Raw genomic sequence first — 16,169 nt, 5'->3', positions numbered from 1 at the left:
TTAAATTATTTCCGCAGTACGAGAAACCCGGCTAGTCCTGATGCTGGACAGATGTGACCATGCGCGTCTTAGGATCCAGCCGATGATTGAAAATACCTACGATAAGATCGTCAAGGGTTATAAATGCGATGATGCCTGTGTGATCATTGAAGATACCGACTTTGAGGCGGCCACACAGGAGAAACGAAAAATTATCGGAATCCAAAGTTTCGTCGATGTAGTTTCGGTGAACCGATTTATTACAGAACTTCCTACTATACCCAACCCGCGACCAAGAAAAAACAAAGCTTATGCATTATTGCTGGAAGCTTTGAAGAAATCCGGCAGAGCAGGTCTTGCCGCTTTGCCTCGTGCGGAGTACCAAAAACCTTGCACCGTGCATCCGGTGGACAAGGATATAGTCCTGATCCGATTCCAGGAGCAGATTCACGATCAGGAAGAAGCTAAATGCCCTCGCGTTGATCGAACAATATTCGGAGCAGCTGGATCACTTGTCGAAGTATAGGATGAACACCATGCCGGGCTGAGGAATATCGTCGGGCAGAAAGCAAAAGGTAAACGTCCGACCATCAGAAGCGGAAGCCTTAAGCTGCCCGGGATGATGATCTTTATGACCCGCTCATGAGTGACTTCGCTTGTTGCTTTAACAGACAATACATGCCAGCAAATTTTCTATCCTAGTCAGCATATTTCATTTTAGTCAAACAGCCTTAAGCAGCTATGGTTTGTATGTTTCATTAAGTCATACATTAATCAAAACACTCATCCTCGAGCTTGATGATATACTATTTCAGACAAGATCTGGTTTGAAAGTAAGGAGCATAAATGCTCAACCTTACATTTTGCTACTAAGTTTCATGCTAATGGCAGCGTGAAAGAGAACGTCGATCCGGCACCCTTTTTGCTTGCGGCGCGGATAGTTCCGCCATGACGTCCAATAATTTCTGCACTGAGGTATAAACCTACGCCGAAACCCGATATATGCTTGATTTGTTCACTGCCCGAGCGGTAATAGCGGTCGAATATACGCGAAAGGTCTTGCGGCCGGATGCCCATGCCCTCATCGTGAACACTAACGATCACTTCGCCATCGGTTACCTGGCATCCGATTTCTACCTGGTTGGCCTTCGGTGAATATTTCACCGCATTGGATAACAGGTTAGTGATCACCGATCCTATCTTTTCCCGGTCGGCAGTAACCATCACCTGTCCGGGCGCATCCAGCGTAAAAGTATGGCTGCTCACCGTCAGGCGCATTTCGTCCAGATCCTCCCTAATGAGCGCCACCAAGTCAAACTGACTTTTAGCGATCTCCAGCTTGCCCGATTCCAACCGCGATACATTCAGGAAACCGTTGATAAGACTGGTCATCTTCCGGGTCTGCCGGGTAGCTTTGTCCAGGGCCTGCGGCACAAAGGGGTCTGTGCTCGCTGCCAGCCTGCGTTGTAACACTTGTATGAGCGCATTCAGTGAAGTCAGCGGTGTTTTCAGCTCATGGCTGGCCATACCGATGAAATCATTTTTGCGCTGTTCGTCCTGCTTCTGCTCAGTGATATCCCGCGCGATCTTGGATACGCCGATAACCCGGCCTTCTTTATCGTGTATCGGCGATATCGTGAGGGCTACGTGGATCAGCCGGCCATCCTGCCTGCGGCGTACGGTCTCGTAATGATCGATCTTTTCGCCATTCCGCAGCTTGCCCAGGATCATCGGCTCCTCATGCTGCCGATCTTCCGGAATCAAGGTTAGTATAGACTTGCCGACAATCTCATGCTCGGTGTACCCAAAGATCTGCTCGGCTCCCCGGTTCCAGCTGGTGACGATGCCTTTCAGGTTCTTGCCGATGATGGCATCATCCGAAGATTCGACAATGGAAGCCAGCTTAACGCTATATTCATGGGCTACATTCAGCTCGTCCAGCATGACCTGCAACTGCTCTCTGCTTTCGGCCAACTCCTCATTGCTGGCCGTCAGTTCCTCATTCGTTGCCGCCATTTCTTCGTTCATAGCGGTCAGTTCTTCATTTAGCGCCTGGGCTTCCTGCTTGCTGTCCTGCAGCGCCCGGGTGCGTTCAGTGACTTTGCGCTCAAGCGAATCGTTCGTGTTTGAAAGATCTTCCCGCGCTTCGAGCAGTTCCTCATTGATGGCGATGAGCTCCTCATTGGCCGCAGTTATCTCTTCATTCGCTGCGCTCAGTTCTTCATTTAGGTCCTGCGCCAGCCTTTCTCTGATCTGTATTTCCCCGGTCAACCGCTCCCGGTCACGATAGTTGCTGACCACATTCCGGTAAGAATAGCAGGTAACAACAATGGCCGTCAGTGCAGCCAATAAAAGAAACAGCGGCGCAAGGGTAACGTAGTGGTTTAACGAACGCCTGCGCTGGGCCAGGATATCTTGTTCGTAATTTTCGGCTCTTGCAACGCTTTGGCGCAATGCATCCATCGCTGATTTCCCGGCATCCATATCGGCCGGCGTGATCGCTTCTCCACGTTGTTTCTTCGCAACCAGTTGGGCAAAGATTGGCAGCCGGTTCTGCAATAGGGCAAGTACCGCGCGAATCTGATCCTGCTCGACTTTATTACCTGCGGTTTGCTTTATTAAATCGCCGGTAAGCGACATAGCCTGCGTGTAAGCTCCATTGTAAGGCTCCAGAAAATTGCTGCGGCCGCTGAGGAGATACCCCCGTTGCCCGGTTTCGGCGTCTTTCATCACTGAAAGCACTTTTTCAAGTCTTTGCATGGACAGGGCACCTTGCTCCACCGCGCGGTCGGTTTGCAATAAGTTCTGCAGCATGAGATAGGACACCAGCATAACCACCAATACGATCAGGATGGAAATACCATAGCCCAGGCGGAGATCTCGGTTGAATTTCGTCATCATATAATAAGCAGCTTCCGATGTCAAAAATATGTGTTTAATACAAATTTTTCTTATAAGTTCATTTGCTTTCTAAAAGAAGTGCTCTTTTAGCGAGCCTATTGATATTCAGCGAACTTTACCTGTGTGTGTGTGTGTGTGTTGCCGCGCGGCTTGAGTTAGCAGTAGCTATTTCCCAAATTATTGGGTAAGGAAGGGCTCGGTCCGGCTGAGTTTAACATCTGTGACCTCGAGCGGCATCCCCGCGGCTACTATGCTGCCACCTTTCTCACCTACACCGGGTCCAAATATCAATGACTCAATCGCTGGCCGCAATAACGCTCGTGTTATGTTCTACCATAATGACCGTATTGCCCGCACCCACCAGCAGATTGAGCCGCAGCATCAGCCATTCTACATCCGAGGGAAGTAGAATGGTGGTGGGTCATCCAGGATATAGAGTGTTTATCCGTGCTGCGCACGCTGCAGTTCGGTGGTAAGCTTTACCTGCTGCGCTTTGCCTCCTGAAAGCTCGCCGCTGGCTACCCTAAGTGCAGATAACACAAGCTTACTTCGCAGACCACTTCCAGCACGCGGCTGAGTGCGGTTCGTCATTGAAGAAATCAGCGCATCTTCTACGGTCAAGCCTAACACCTCAGCGATATTTTTATCTTTATAAGCACGGTCAAGGTTTGGGGATTATAAGGCGGTCGGGCAATGGGAAGCTTTATCGTTTTGATGTTCTAACTTTCAGGGATGATGAAGAACAAAAATTATATTTCCTGATTGAGCTTACAACCGGCGGCTTCATGCTGACTGAAAATCAGCGTCGAAAAATGAGCTCAGGTTTCTGGTCACTCGTTTTCCTGGGAGTTACAGAATGCCATTACAAAAGTGATGGATAAACAACGATGAATGAATTGCTTGCAAATGCTTATCCATTTGATGAGTTACCGAATATATATAATCATTTTTAAAACCGAAAGAACAGCCTTAATTCCTCTTAAGTTGAAAGCAGATAAAACATTAATGCAGTTAATACGTATAATCTTTACAGCTATTTCTTGGAGCGTTTGTAGCTGAAAAGTTTCAGTGTGTATACAATGGTTTCATCCCCGGCTTTAGTCGGGGATTGTTATTTTATTTGCATTTCTAAGCGGTGAAATGAATTTCAAATTAGTCTACAGCTCATACCTTCCAAATATGCGACCAATGTTCTTCAGTCCCCACGAAAAAAATGTCGAGCTTCTCAATATCAGGTCAACCACATCTTCGAAATTCTTAAAAGTTTTAAATTTAAAAAAATCTCCGGCCTGGTATTTGCGTAAATTAAAGCACCTAAATTACAATAGCGTGCGGGAGATTTATATTAAAGGAAATCCGGCCTATGAGCTGGTTGTGTTGGCTAAAAAATCGGATGGTTTTAAGTTGGGTGATTATGTTCGGATAAGATCGAACCGGTATCCCGGTAAATTTTCAGATCGTGTGATTACATTTATTATATATTCGTTAGAAGATCAATGCGCACTTGAACTGGCTTAGCAATATTTATTCCTTTTAACTTGGTTTTGTTTATGAAGAAAGTAAGACGTGGAGTTTTACATTTACATCATAATTTAAAGCCCGATTAAATATTAATAAATACTTATTAATTATATAATATGATAACCGAAGAACAAATTATCTTGTTTGCTGCCAATAAAGTTGTTAAAATGAACGACAGAGTTTTATCAGCACTGCAAAGTTTAAAAATTCCCGTAACATATAAGGATGATAAGCAAACAAAGCATGCTTGGGTAAACTTTGAGAAAACACCACTTGCAGGTGGCGGTTATTCTTGGAATCCATCCGGAGTAGAGCGCATTTAATCACATGCCGACCCACTCCTAATAATGGTTAATACGCAATTTGAATTAGAAGCAAGTGAAATACCTTATCAAAACGCAACAAATTGAAATATAGAGTGCAGGATCAATCCGGAAAGCGAACCCGGCTCCGGGCTGTATAGTTGGGTTCAGCACCTGACACTTGGTCGTGTACACTGCTTGAAATTAAATTTGCTAATCTTATTCAATAATTATATATGGATTTAAAAACATTTGCCGATTTGATTTACCTTGCTAAATCAAGATGGCGTGTGTATTGCTCAGTCTCTTTGCGCTTGGCACTTTAGTGAAATATCGCCCCATGGAATATGAAGCGGATTACCATATTAGCTTCTGTACACTATTTTTGAAGAGCGCCTCCCGTTTTATTATTTTTTTTCTCCGGTAATATCGCTACATTTTCTTCATCCTCGGTTTGCTCCACATGTACTGCATAATCAGCCGGCTCGATCTTAACGCCATAAAAGTCTGCGTAAGCACGCGTAAATTCCGCGCCGAAGTAAAGAATGGCTGCAGTGTAATAAATCCAAAGTAAAATGATAATCAGTGAACCGGCGGCTCCGTAAGTAGAACTGGCTCCTGACTTTTCAATATAGATCCCGATCACGAGGCGGCCGATCATGAAAAATACGGCTGTAAAGATCGCGCCCGAACGTACATCACGCCAGCCGATCTTGGCATCCGGCAGTACCTTAAATATTACGCCGAATAAAACAGCGATAACGATAAAGCTGACCAGCGCATTTAGTGTGTTGAAAAACATTACGGTTACTGCCGGCAGGAAATGTTTTAGGTGATCGCTCAAGGCCAATAAGGCTCCGTTCAAAATTAGCGATACCAACAATAAAAAGCCGATGGTAACAATCATAGAGCCAGACAGTAAGCGGTTCTTCACAAGCTTAATCCACCCAACTTTGGGCTTAGGTTTGACCTGCCAGATGATATTGATCGATTCTTGGATTTCGCCGAATACAGTAGTGGCTCCTATGATCAGCGTCACCACGCCAATGATGACTGAGATGGTGGACTTACCTGACATTTCCAAGTTCTTGATCATATCCTGAATTTGCTTGGCGGCATCATTGCCTACCAATCCATTGATCTCGTAAAAAACCTTCCCCTGAGAGGCATCCTTGCCAAAGACTAATCCCGCGATAGAGATGACCAACAGCAGTAAAGGGGCAAGTGAAAAAATAGTATAATAAGCCAGTGAAGCGCTGTATTTCAGTGCCAGGTCATTTAAAAAGCCGTTAAAGGCAGCTTTTATGATCGTAAATCCATTTTTAACGGCTTGCTTGGTCAGGTAATTTTTTAAAACCATGGTTAAAATTGAACAAAGTTAAGTTTGCAAATACAGCGCGCAATCTAAGGCAAATGCGCTGGCGCGAGTCGACGTAGGTATGTATATTGTAAGCCCTATCATTCAGTAACAATTGCCGCGCCAATTATTTTATCAGTTACAGAAAAAGCATAATCTTTAGAATCGCCGCATTTCTGCCGGCGTTTCGGAACCGTCCTGAATAAGATAGCCCTTGTAAGTTTTAACCCTTTAATTTTATGCACAAAATAATTAATGTACACGCTTTAGTACAGCCGCAACACGAAATCATAACGATACCAATTGATGTCGTTGAATTGATAACTATGCAAGGATGGTCATAATGCGAATCTGTTTTTTCAGCGTGTGTTAAGCTGAAAAAAAGTCATTCCGAATAGTTCAACAGTTAGTATCAATCTTCAACGCAATCAAATATTATTGTATGGCAATAGGTACAACTATTTTATGATTCAATATTTGAACATAAGGTAACAATTGATCATGAGATCGATCAGGGCTAAGAAATCTTTTGGATAAACAATTCAAAACCGACGGTTATCCGGTATAGCAAAGAAATTTCTTACAAATAAAACTGAAGGATTAGCTGGTAAGCTGAACTTCAATTAAAATACATTATGTATTCGCAATCAACGAACAGAATGGGGCGATTGCTCCAAGGAAATGATATCTTCTTAACTAGCGCCTGATAAAAGCCTCTTTGTTGCTGTTTACTACCTGATAATCCATGGGCTGTTGCATACCATTGTAATGAACCATACCATAAATCTTTGACAATGCTCAACGCATATTATCCTGATTACAAGTATGCGATCAACTGGTTGGGTAAATATGGTAATAGTTTATAGCGGATTATAAGGTTGAACCTATAAGAGCTTAAAATAAATAACATTTGCCAGATTTTACTCCGCGTGCTTAATGTCGATTTTTACCGAGGATCAATCTGGTGATGAATTACGACAATTACCTTTTACAGCCTGTATATCCGTGATAAAATTCGACACTCTGCAAGTCGACCCTTCAAATCTGCAAACGATCCAAACCCAGACTTAAATCCGGCACGCCCGTTTTTGTTAGGACTTAATTAAAATGAGCAATGTAAAAAAGAGGAAAATTAAAAGATTTATGCTTTTAACTCTGTAATCAGTTTGACAACAGCATAATCCAGTCAGGAAAAAAGCGCTAACGCTAAAATAATGTCTATGAATCAAACATTGGAAAATTTTCCAATGTTTTGAATAATGGCTCGTCCTTTTTTCTTCCGTCATTTATAGCCCAGTTCGCCATGGCATATAATACCGGCCGCAGCGCCAGTCCTGCTGGTGTAAGGCTGTAAGTCACATGTGGCGGTACTACAGGAAGGGCTTTTCTTAACACCAACTCGTCCGCTTCAAGTTGTTTCAGATGCTGTGCCAACATCTTTTCAGTGATGTGGGGCATTGCTTTTTTCAGCTCTCCATAACGCTTCTTTCCGGATAGCAAATGGAACAAAATGATCGGCTTCCAATAGCTCCCTATCTTTTCCATTACATAAGTTACGGGACATAGTTTAAAAACAGTCTGCTTATTAAACTGTATCGTAGAGGTTTCTTTTACTTCATTCATTTGACACTTACTTTTCGGTACGTACTTGCACAAAGGTAAGTTCAAATTTACTTTTGTTAAAAAAAATACGGTCTAAATGAAAAAAATATTACTGTTCGGAGCCTCCGGGGGAACCGGAAAACAATTTGCTGAACAAGCTTTAAAAGCCGGACATTCAGTAACTGCCATTATTCGAAATCCTGATACCTTCGCTATGCGTCATCAAAATTTAAGAATCATTAAAGGAGATATATTGGAGCCGACCGGGCTAATTAAAGCATTTGAAGAGAGTGAAATAGTGATTTCCTGCCTGGGTATTCCCAAAATTCAGCCTACCACTTTGTATTCATCCGGAATGGCTAATATTATCAATGTCATGGAAAAATCAGGTTTGCAGCGCCTGATTTGTATCTCCTCAGGTGCTTTAGACATTCCCCAAAAAAGTTCTTTTATTATGAACTTTCTGTTAAAAAATATTTTACAAAAAATTTACCGGCCAATTTACGCTGACATGCGCCAGATGGAACAAAACCTGAAGGATTCGCGACTGAATTGGACAATTTTACGGGCGCCAAAACTAACCGATGGCAAGAAGACCGGAACATACAAAGACATTACAGGGCAGGCTTTAAGGGGTATCCCTAAAATTTCGCGTGCAGACTTAGCTGCGTATATGTTAGCTCACTTATCGGACGACAGCACTTTTAAAAAAACAATCGACATCGCTTATTAATATTATATATGAAAGGATATATTTTAATTACCGTGTGCCTACTGGCTATAACCAGATGATGTTAAGAAAGTAAATAAATCCTGGAAAGAGCCTATAGATGAATGGAAGGCCTATGGAATTAATTACCAGTTTCATTATTCCTACAACAGGCATAAAATTCACAGGCTGGACTAACCCGTAGATCACCAAAACGGTCGTTCGGTCATTTTTTTCCGCTCCGTAGATTCGCCACATTTCGAGCGGCAAAACCGAAGTTTTGAAGGGTATTGCAGCGGATAAAAGCTATACCCAATCGCACTCAATCTGTTCATCAGCAAAGAAACCGTACGCAGTCACATCAAAAATATTTATCAAAAACTGGTCGTCAGCGGCAAGGCCTATGCCCCGAAAATCGCAGGAACGAACAACTGGATCAACTGATCATCAGCATTAATCCCCCAGATTGGGGGATTGCAAGTAATTTTTAAACCCGGTATTTTTACAGAAAAGGGGCTTGCATGAAAATTGTATATTTTTTACTAATCAGCATAACACTGTCGACGTTTAGTTGTAAAAAGGATGGGAAGAAACCAGATCCAGACCCGGTAAGCGCGGTTTCGCTGCCGGATTCCTCTTTGTTTGTCAACACGCTAGACCCAACCGCCGGTACTACTGTGATCTATGTCATCAATGCTGCAACCGGTGCGTATGTTAACAAATATGCCTATCCCGCTGATGCTGGTACGACCTGGAGCTATCCGGTTGCGGGTAATAACCTGTTATACACCCTTCAAAACACTAAAATTAACGCCATTGATATTAATACCGGAAAAGTGGTATGGACCGATGCCGTTAATAATGTACTGACGCCAATTTTGCATCAGCAAACATTTTTTGGGGTCAAGAAAGATAACGCAGCAGTATATGAGGTGTATGCTCTGGACGCTACGAAGCAAACCAGTGATTTTTCATGGAAGTATGGACTGCCTGGCGCGCCGGTACAAATAAATTATTATAATGATGGGGTGTATATTGCTACTGACGCTACTCATCTCACCATGCTGGATGCCAAAACAGGCTCCGTTAAATGGAGTATTGCTACAGCCTCGCCCATTTCGTTCAATGCTATTAATGACGGCGTATTTATAGCGGGAAACGTTATATACAACGCGTCGACAGGCAAGCAGACGGGTACGGCAGGTACTGTAGATATCCCGCTATTTTACGGGCCCGGCACCATCGTAAAGTCGCAATTGTTATATGCAACCCCTACAGTTTGTTATATCAAGACCAGCCATTACCGGCCGGAAGTGTATGCGGGTTATGATTTTAACCAGGATTTTTTGAGTGAAGTAGACATTGCGTCCGGTACAGAAAAACAACGCAGCAAATTCAGCGATGGCTATATTCTCGTGCCCAATACCAACACTATAACGCAACGCTGGAACGATAAGCTAATTGTCAGTCAATACCATATGCAACCGGCCAAATTTGATGGAAGCTATATCAGCGACCGCTATGGCAGCATTCCGGCTGATTTGTCGGCTGAACCGTTTTTTTTTGAATCGGAATATTCAGGTCGAAGCTCCAATTACTTTATCGCCGGTAACATTATGTACTATTTTAAAGTTTTTTTGCCGGCCACGGGTATCAACCCATTTGCTCCGACAACGGCCAACCAGTTTTTGGCCATCAACTTACTAACGGGTAAAAAACAATGGAGTAACGATAAAAGTTTTGAAGGATATAAAGGTTGGCCTATGGCCGGTTGCGTGTACACCAGTGGCAGAGGGTATTCACCATTTATTCAATAACTCCGCTTCTGAACAGATTGCCTTGTGTTAAACGATTTAAATCAGCACCTCGATCTAGTCGATCTTGTGGATACGGAAATTAATAAAAAAGAATTCTTTGATCGACAGTTTCGGCCTGTGTTACGGATATCTGGTCGCGCATATCCTTCGCGTTGGACTCAAATTAACAGCTGTATGGACCCCAGTAGAGCGTAATCTTAAAGGCGGAACATGATACTGCCGCAAAGATCGACGCCAGAGTCGACAGCGGATTAAAAGATCTAAATGAAGATTTGAAAATCATAAAAGAAGCTAAAAAAATAGACCGTCACGTAACCTCCTATGTGGCTCGCCATTCCTTGCGACCAATTTGAAACATAAAAAAGTTGCCATCAGTATTATTCAGGAAGCGGGAGGACTCGATCCTATGACCATTGCGGTTAATACGAGCCCGACGAATTCCTCCAAACGCAAAAAAAGCCCCAGATTTTTATCTAAGGCTTTTTCTTGGGTACTTGAACAACTTTCCCCACAACTTAAATAACTCTTCGGGCAGAAAACTTGATTTTATCGAATATTCCCATTAGTTACATCATTCACTCCGTAAGCTGCGCACAGGGTTTGCCAGCGCCACTTTTATCGCCTGGAAACTGATGGTTAATAGGGTAATCATAAGGGCAACTATACCCGATGCAATAAAGACTTCTATACCGATGCTAACGCGGTAGGTATATTTTTGGAGCCAGTTATGTAAGTAATAAAAGGCCACCGGTGAGGCAATAACACAGCTGATGACTACCAGTACAATAAAGTCGCGAGAGAGCAACAGCCAGATCTGGGCAATAGATGCGCCCATTACTTTACGTATGCCTATCTCTTTGGTGCGTTGCTCGGCAACATAAGCCGCAAGACCGAACAAGCCAAGGCAGGAGATAAATATGGCCAACCCTGCAAACACACCAGCCAGTTTACCCACCAATACCTCCAGGTTAAACTTGTGCTCATATTCATCGTTCACAAATTTGTATTGGTAAGGGTAAGCCGGGTTATATTTATTAAATATTTTACCAATCTTATCTATTGCGTTATGCGTCTCCGCGTTTTTCGCCAACCGGTAAGTGATCACAAATCCGAATGGGTTATGCCCGAAAACAGCAGGCTCTACCGGGCTATAAGGCGAATCCATCAATGCATCTTTTACCACACCGATGATCCTTACCGGCTTTTTGTTGAAATTAATTATTACGGTCTGGTTAACCGGATCTTTTAAGCCGATACGCCTAACCATCGCTTCGTTCACAATCACATTCAGAGTGTCGCTTTTCCAGTCGCCCGTAAAATTATGCCCCGCGGCAAAGTTCATCCCCATGGTCTTAAAATATTCGTCAGATACCCATATCGCGCCGATGTTTACATTTTCTTCGCCTGCATTTTTTCCAGGCCATTGCTCCAATGTAAAATGGCTGTACACCCCTGTTGCCGGGGAGCTTGATGAAGCAACACTTTCCACCAATCCCGAAGCTAACAGATCGTTTTTAAGCGCCTCATTGTGTTTAGAAAGATCGCCGTTCATATCAGTCATCACTAGCCTGTCGGCGCTGTAACCTGTCGGCCGATCTTTAACATATTGTATTTGCTGGTAAATAATTACGGTACTGATGATCAAAGCGATGGAACAGGTAAACTGCACCACAACCAATACTTTTCTTGGTAACGAGGCCCACTTGCCCGCCTGCACAGGCCCTTTTAATACCCTAACCGGATTAAATGAGGAGAGGTAAAATGCCGGCCTGCTTCCGGCCAGTAAACCGGTAAACAGCACAAAAAGGATCATGATACCCCAAAATCCGATACTACCAAATGGAATGCTGATATACGAACCTGTTAACGCATTAAACGCCGGGATGGCCAGCAGTACAAAAACCAGACCCAACAGAAAGGATAAAAACGTAACCAGTACAGATTCAAGCAAAAACTGATAAACTAAATCAGCACGTGCAGAGCCGATAGCTTTGCGCACCCCAACTTCCCTTGCCCGTTTTTCTGATCGGGCGGTAGAGAGATTCATGAAATTGATGCAGGCTATGGCCAGTACCAATATACCAATGATACTAAACAGGCGAACATAATCCACAAAACCTCCTGCTACTTTACCATTCTTAAAGTCGTTGTATAAATGCCAGTCTTTTAACGGGTGTAAAAATACCTCGGGCTTAGAGGGCCGCATCTCGGGGCTCTTTTTGTAAACAATATCCCTGATCTTGGGGGCTATTTGCGCATAACTTACACCCGGCTCCAACGCCACGTATGCGAAGAACGAATTGTAGGTCCAATGTGTTCGCCCTTCTTTAATCCAGTCCTGAGTGGCTTCCTGGTAAGCAAAAGGCACTATATAATTAAACTGCAGTGTCGCATTCTTCGGGATATCGCGGATAACACCAGTAACCGTCATGTTCTGCGCGTTATCAAACCGCACACTTTTCCCTATTGGTTCAGCATCGCCAAATAAGGCTTTGGCGGTCGATTCAGTCAAAACAATTGAATAGAGATTGCTTAAGGCCGAATTACCATTACCTTTTATAAACGGATACTGAAATATTTTAAAGAAATCGCCTCCGGCAGCACCGCCTTGCAGGTATAGCTTTTTGTCGCCAACCAACAGACCGTGGTTTCTGCCGCTGATATTGTCGGCTTCAGCCACATACTTAATACCGGGAATCTCTTTCTTCAAAACATCTGTTAGTGGTAACGCTATCGATGTTTGCGTATGCGTACCATCGTGCTGGCTGCTGAGGTTCATTTCAACCTGGTATGATTGCTGATAACCGGGCAGGAAACGATCATAAGAATATTGGTTAACCACCCACAAACCAATAAGGAGAGCCACAGCCATACCGGTTGCCAGGCCGGTAATGTTAAGCACACTATAAATTTTGTTATGCAGCGTATTGCGCCACGCCATCTTCAAATAATTACGAAACATACGAGTGCGATTTAATTTTTTATAAGACCATACCGAAGTGGTATTGTGGCCCGAAGTTATCGCTGTATATGTTGTTACAAGTGCCAAATCATGATTTGGTCGCTCTTTTTTCTGCTGGCGTTTATATTCTATGGGGCTTTTCCCAATCAGTTGTTTGAAGGCACGGTTAAAAGTTGTTTTGGAGTTAAACCCGCACTCGTAGGCAATCCCTAAAAGCGTTAGGTGGTCATACGCAGGGTCCTTCATTTTACGGGTCACATCCTGGATCCGAAATTCGTTAACAAAATCGTTAAAGTTTTTGCGCAGGCCGGTATTGATGATCTTCGACAATTCGTGAATAGAAATATTGAGCTTTTTGGCAAGCGCATTTGCACTCAATTCCGAATCAAGGTAAAACTGGTTCGCCTTCATTTGATGCCGTAGCCAGTACCCTCTTTGTATAAGCCTGTCTTTCGAAGAGGGACTCACCCGCATAAAATACTTATCCGGCATGTTATTAGAATTTGCTACTGCCGGTTTCTGAACCAGCCGTGCACACCGATATAAATAAATAGCAATGGAAGCCAGGGTGAGTAGTTGCAATATCGGCTGCCATTGTTGATAGGCTGGGGTATTGTAAGTGGCGACACCCATACGTGTGCTCTGAATTACTGTTATTACGTGCACAGACAGTTCCAGTAAAACCGGGACGAAATTCAGTAAATCCTTCCGGATAAATTTTTGTTCCGGCCGTATGATACTGTGTACATAAAAAAACATTAACGGGCCGAGCGCCAGCAGAAACTGTAAAGGCACCCATCTCCATAGTGGAAAATAGTTTTCCAACCGGATATGGATACAAGCAGTTTTAATCAGCCACAATACCATCGTTATTAAGATAAGGCTAAGCAAACGATTAGTATACCCGGCAGACCTTTTAAACCATAACCGCGTGCAAAATATCAACCCGACGCATATCAAGGCAAATAATGCAATGTCATATAGGCCGGTATAGGATAGAGAAAGCTTCACGTTAATTTCTTAGTTCAATTGCTGTTCCAAAGATATATCATATTGATATGTAGCAACATAAGGATGTTTAGATTATGTACAGTGTAACAAAACCGGACGTTGATATGCACGTTTTTGAGGCATTTCTAATCAACTTACTTTTTGAATTCGATTGCAGTGGGAGTAGGATTCGAACCCAAGAAGTTAAAAACGCAAAAAAACCTCAGATTTTCATCTAAGGCTTTTCTTTCCTAGGTAGCGGGAGCAGGACTAAACTCGAACCGATTGTTGGATAGTATCAAACATTTATCTGCCATTACTTAAATAGGTCCGGGCCCATTAAGGGGATAAAAAAAACCGCTTGCAATATAGAACGATCGCTTGCGATTATTTTCGCATTAACGATGGCTTCCAAGAGCTTGTACACTTTGGCGTTAGCTAATTCCTTGTATTATAATTTTTATTAAAAGAGGGTCTTATTTTGAGATGACTACAGTTAATCACCTAACAACTAAACATCAGCATCTATACTTGACAGCTTGACTTCTTTGTTTCCACCTCAATTGTGGGATACTATTATAGAACTGATAAAAGTCGACAGGCATAAACTGCGCACTGTATCGACCACTGAAAGTGCAGCCTTTGCTGTTACTAAAGTTTCCAACCATATTTTATCACGATGATCAATTGAAGGGTTATTTGTTACCTCTATCACTCCGACACGAACCATATCACCACCATCGAAAATCTCAAAATATTCTAAAGGGCTGTTCATAGTTACAAAGTAAAGATGATTTACTTATATTTGGAATAGTAAGATTATACTTACTAATTGTGATAAGATCAGTGTATAAGACAAGTCTCTTGACAGCAAGTGTTGTGAGACTTTATTAGAATAGTTTATATACCCTTACCCAGTAGAAAGAAGTTAACAGGTAGTAAGTAGTCTCATATTAACACAAGCCATTATCATGAAATATTTTAACCTCACCCTCTTAGTCCTGGCTACCATTTTTGCTGCTTGTAGCAAACACGAATCTGATCCTAAACCGAACAATATATCTGTTTTGGATGGAACATTTTCGGTATTGTCTAAATCACAACTAGACACTGTAAACCTGTTAATGAACGCTTATACGATGACGGTTCCAAACTTTGTTCCGCAACAATTAAGTGTTTTTAACAGAATGCTACCTGTTACTCCTCCTCACAACATTTTTGTACCTACCTATGTGGTCAATGGCTACACTTTCTATAACAAGCTTCCATTGCTCAATTGGAGTACTTTTGAGTTTGATGTAGCAACGCATCAACTCATCTATACCTCGAAACCAGCGTACACAACCGTAAATCTGGATAATGTCGCGAAGTCTTCAGTAAATGCACTAAAAGCAGCTTTTGCAACAATAACTGATACACTTCAATATCCTTACAGGAACCCTGTACGTCCATATGCGGGCAAACATCTTGAGGATTCAATTTTGGTAGCAACCTTTGGTTATTATGATTTAAATTACGATCTAAACCACACCTATACCTCACCCAAAATTATTAAGGCGTGGAAAATCGGAACAAAAAGCGGGTCTATGTTTATCTTTATTAAAGATGAAGCAAATACTTTTGTAGGCCGCGACTATTGATTTGGGCAGTTAGCGGATTATTTTTAATCATACACCCTTTCTAATTCAACATTTATACAAGGTCTATAAATGAAATTTCTTCAATTTTGTGAATTATCGCACGTTCTCAATTCACATTTGAACAGGCTGTATAAAGATTATTTTCTTACAATGCTGAATTGATAAGTTGATTGGACATTTTCTTGTCAGGGTGACACCCTTAGCAAAAGAGTGTGACTTTACAAGGTAAAGCCGTACATCAGCATTAGAGTTCATCAAAATTATTTACACGGTAGACTGTTAGTACATAGATAGTACAAAAAGCTTTGGGAGATTTAAAACCTTTTTAAGAGATCATAGAGGTAAGATTCACCTTTTTCTATTAATCAATTGAAATTATAAGACCAGAT

At 42.5% G+C, this 16,169-nt stretch carries 13 protein-coding genes; 7 read left to right on the top strand and 6 right to left on the bottom strand.

Annotated elements, in window-relative coordinates; genetic code table 11:
- Positions 1 to 82 precede the first annotated feature (82 nt).
- Complete coding sequence (locus PQO05_RS05770) at positions 83 to 505, top strand: Ku protein (protein WP_273631730.1); 423 nt, start codon at positions 83 to 85, stop codon at positions 503 to 505.
- A gap of 350 nt (positions 506 to 855) precedes the next feature.
- Here PQO05_RS05770 and PQO05_RS05765 read toward each other — a convergent pair whose 3' ends face one another.
- Positions 856 to 2,880, bottom strand: a complete 2,025-nt coding sequence (locus PQO05_RS05765) for a PAS domain S-box protein (RefSeq protein ID WP_273631729.1) — start codon at positions 2,878 to 2,880, stop codon at positions 856 to 858.
- 220 nt (positions 2,881 to 3,100) lie between these two features.
- Between PQO05_RS05765 and PQO05_RS05760 the strand changes: the two genes are divergently transcribed.
- Positions 3,101 to 3,289: a hypothetical protein gene (locus PQO05_RS05760; RefSeq protein ID WP_273631728.1), complete on the top strand. Its 189-nt coding sequence runs from the start codon at positions 3,101 to 3,103 to the stop codon at positions 3,287 to 3,289.
- A gap of 32 nt (positions 3,290 to 3,321) precedes the next feature.
- Here the strand turns inward: PQO05_RS05760 and PQO05_RS05755 are convergent, their stop codons facing one another.
- The gene (locus tag PQO05_RS05755) at positions 3,322 to 3,471 is read right to left on the bottom strand and encodes a hypothetical protein (protein ID WP_273631727.1); all 150 of its coding nucleotides are present in this window, start codon (positions 3,469 to 3,471) and stop codon (positions 3,322 to 3,324) included.
- A 1,046-nt stretch (positions 3,472 to 4,517) separates the two neighbouring features.
- On the opposite strand from PQO05_RS05755, the gene PQO05_RS05750 reads away from it, so the two are divergent.
- Positions 4,518 to 4,724 carry a hypothetical protein gene (locus tag PQO05_RS05750; protein ID WP_273631726.1) on the top strand — a complete coding sequence of 69 codons (207 nt, stop codon included), beginning with the start codon at positions 4,518 to 4,520 and terminating at the stop codon, positions 4,722 to 4,724.
- A gap of 358 nt (positions 4,725 to 5,082) precedes the next feature.
- Here PQO05_RS05750 and PQO05_RS05745 read toward each other — a convergent pair whose 3' ends face one another.
- Together PQO05_RS05745 and PQO05_RS05740 are read right to left on the bottom strand one after the other, a co-directional pair.
- Positions 5,083 to 6,063, bottom strand: coding sequence for a YihY/virulence factor BrkB family protein (locus tag PQO05_RS05745; RefSeq protein WP_273631725.1), 981 nt, complete (start codon positions 6,061 to 6,063; stop codon positions 5,083 to 5,085).
- Positions 6,064 to 7,278: 1,215 nt separating this feature from the next.
- Positions 7,279 to 7,683 (bottom strand): winged helix-turn-helix transcriptional regulator, encoded by a 405-nt coding sequence (locus PQO05_RS05740; protein WP_273631724.1) that lies wholly within the window; start codon positions 7,681 to 7,683, stop codon positions 7,279 to 7,281.
- Positions 7,684 to 7,759: 76 nt separating this feature from the next.
- On the opposite strand from PQO05_RS05740, the gene PQO05_RS05735 reads away from it, so the two are divergent.
- The 3 genes from PQO05_RS05735 (at position 7,760) to PQO05_RS05725 (ending at position 10,188) form a co-directional block, all read left to right on the top strand.
- Positions 7,760 to 8,395: an NAD(P)-dependent oxidoreductase gene (locus PQO05_RS05735; protein ID WP_273631723.1), complete on the top strand. Its 636-nt coding sequence runs from the start codon at positions 7,760 to 7,762 to the stop codon at positions 8,393 to 8,395.
- A gap of 291 nt (positions 8,396 to 8,686) precedes the next feature.
- Positions 8,687 to 8,815: a LuxR C-terminal-related transcriptional regulator gene (locus PQO05_RS05730; protein WP_337943174.1), complete on the top strand. Its 129-nt coding sequence runs from the start codon at positions 8,687 to 8,689 to the stop codon at positions 8,813 to 8,815.
- A 77-nt stretch (positions 8,816 to 8,892) separates the two neighbouring features.
- Positions 8,893 to 10,188, top strand: a complete 1,296-nt coding sequence (locus PQO05_RS05725; protein WP_273631722.1) for an outer membrane protein assembly factor BamB family protein — start codon at positions 8,893 to 8,895, stop codon at positions 10,186 to 10,188.
- Between the two features lie 571 nt (positions 10,189 to 10,759).
- On the opposite strand, the gene PQO05_RS05720 is transcribed toward PQO05_RS05725, so the two are convergent.
- Together PQO05_RS05720 and PQO05_RS05715 are read right to left on the bottom strand one after the other, a co-directional pair.
- Complete coding sequence (locus PQO05_RS05720) at positions 10,760 to 14,017, bottom strand: ABC transporter permease (protein WP_273631721.1); 3,258 nt, start codon at positions 14,015 to 14,017, stop codon at positions 10,760 to 10,762.
- Positions 14,018 to 14,699: 682 nt separating this feature from the next.
- The gene (locus PQO05_RS05715; protein ID WP_273631720.1) at positions 14,700 to 14,915 is read right to left on the bottom strand and encodes a hypothetical protein; all 216 of its coding nucleotides are present in this window, start codon (positions 14,913 to 14,915) and stop codon (positions 14,700 to 14,702) included.
- A 196-nt stretch (positions 14,916 to 15,111) separates the two neighbouring features.
- Between PQO05_RS05715 and PQO05_RS05710 the strand changes: the two genes are divergently transcribed.
- A complete protein-coding gene (locus tag PQO05_RS05710; RefSeq protein ID WP_273631719.1) occupies positions 15,112 to 15,780 on the top strand; it encodes a hypothetical protein in 669 nt (222 codons plus the stop codon).
- Positions 15,781 to 16,169: the final 389 nt, after the last annotated feature.

It is taken from the genome of Mucilaginibacter jinjuensis (assembly GCF_028596025.1).
Classification (GTDB): domain Bacteria; phylum Bacteroidota; class Bacteroidia; order Sphingobacteriales; family Sphingobacteriaceae; genus Mucilaginibacter; species Mucilaginibacter jinjuensis.
This window is presented reverse-complemented; position numbering and strand designations above follow the sequence as displayed.

Excerpts from the sequence above, each read along its gene's own strand:
- PQO05_RS05770 (WP_273631730.1), top strand. The coding sequence starts at position 83 with ATGATTGAAAATACCTACGATAAGATCGTCAAGGGTTATAAATGCGAT.
- PQO05_RS05765 (WP_273631729.1), bottom strand. The coding sequence starts at position 2,880 with ATGATGACGAAATTCAACCGAGATCTCCGCCTGGGCTATGGTATTTCC.
- PQO05_RS05755 (WP_273631727.1), bottom strand. The coding sequence starts at position 3,471 with ATGACGAACCGCACTCAGCCGCGTGCTGGAAGTGGTCTGCGAAGTAAG.
- PQO05_RS05750 (WP_273631726.1), top strand. The coding sequence starts at position 4,518 with ATGATAACCGAAGAACAAATTATCTTGTTTGCTGCCAATAAAGTTGTT.
- PQO05_RS05745 (WP_273631725.1), bottom strand. The coding sequence starts at position 6,063 with ATGGTTTTAAAAAATTACCTGACCAAGCAAGCCGTTAAAAATGGATTT.
- PQO05_RS05740 (WP_273631724.1), bottom strand. The coding sequence starts at position 7,683 with ATGAATGAAGTAAAAGAAACCTCTACGATACAGTTTAATAAGCAGACT.
- PQO05_RS05735 (WP_273631723.1), top strand. The coding sequence starts at position 7,760 with ATGAAAAAAATATTACTGTTCGGAGCCTCCGGGGGAACCGGAAAACAA.
- PQO05_RS05725 (WP_273631722.1), top strand. The coding sequence starts at position 8,893 with ATGAAAATTGTATATTTTTTACTAATCAGCATAACACTGTCGACGTTT.
- PQO05_RS05720 (WP_273631721.1), bottom strand. The coding sequence starts at position 14,017 with ATGGTATTGTGGCTGATTAAAACTGCTTGTATCCATATCCGGTTGGAA.
- PQO05_RS05715 (WP_273631720.1), bottom strand. The coding sequence starts at position 14,915 with ATGAACAGCCCTTTAGAATATTTTGAGATTTTCGATGGTGGTGATATG.
- PQO05_RS05710 (WP_273631719.1), top strand. The coding sequence starts at position 15,112 with ATGAAATATTTTAACCTCACCCTCTTAGTCCTGGCTACCATTTTTGCT.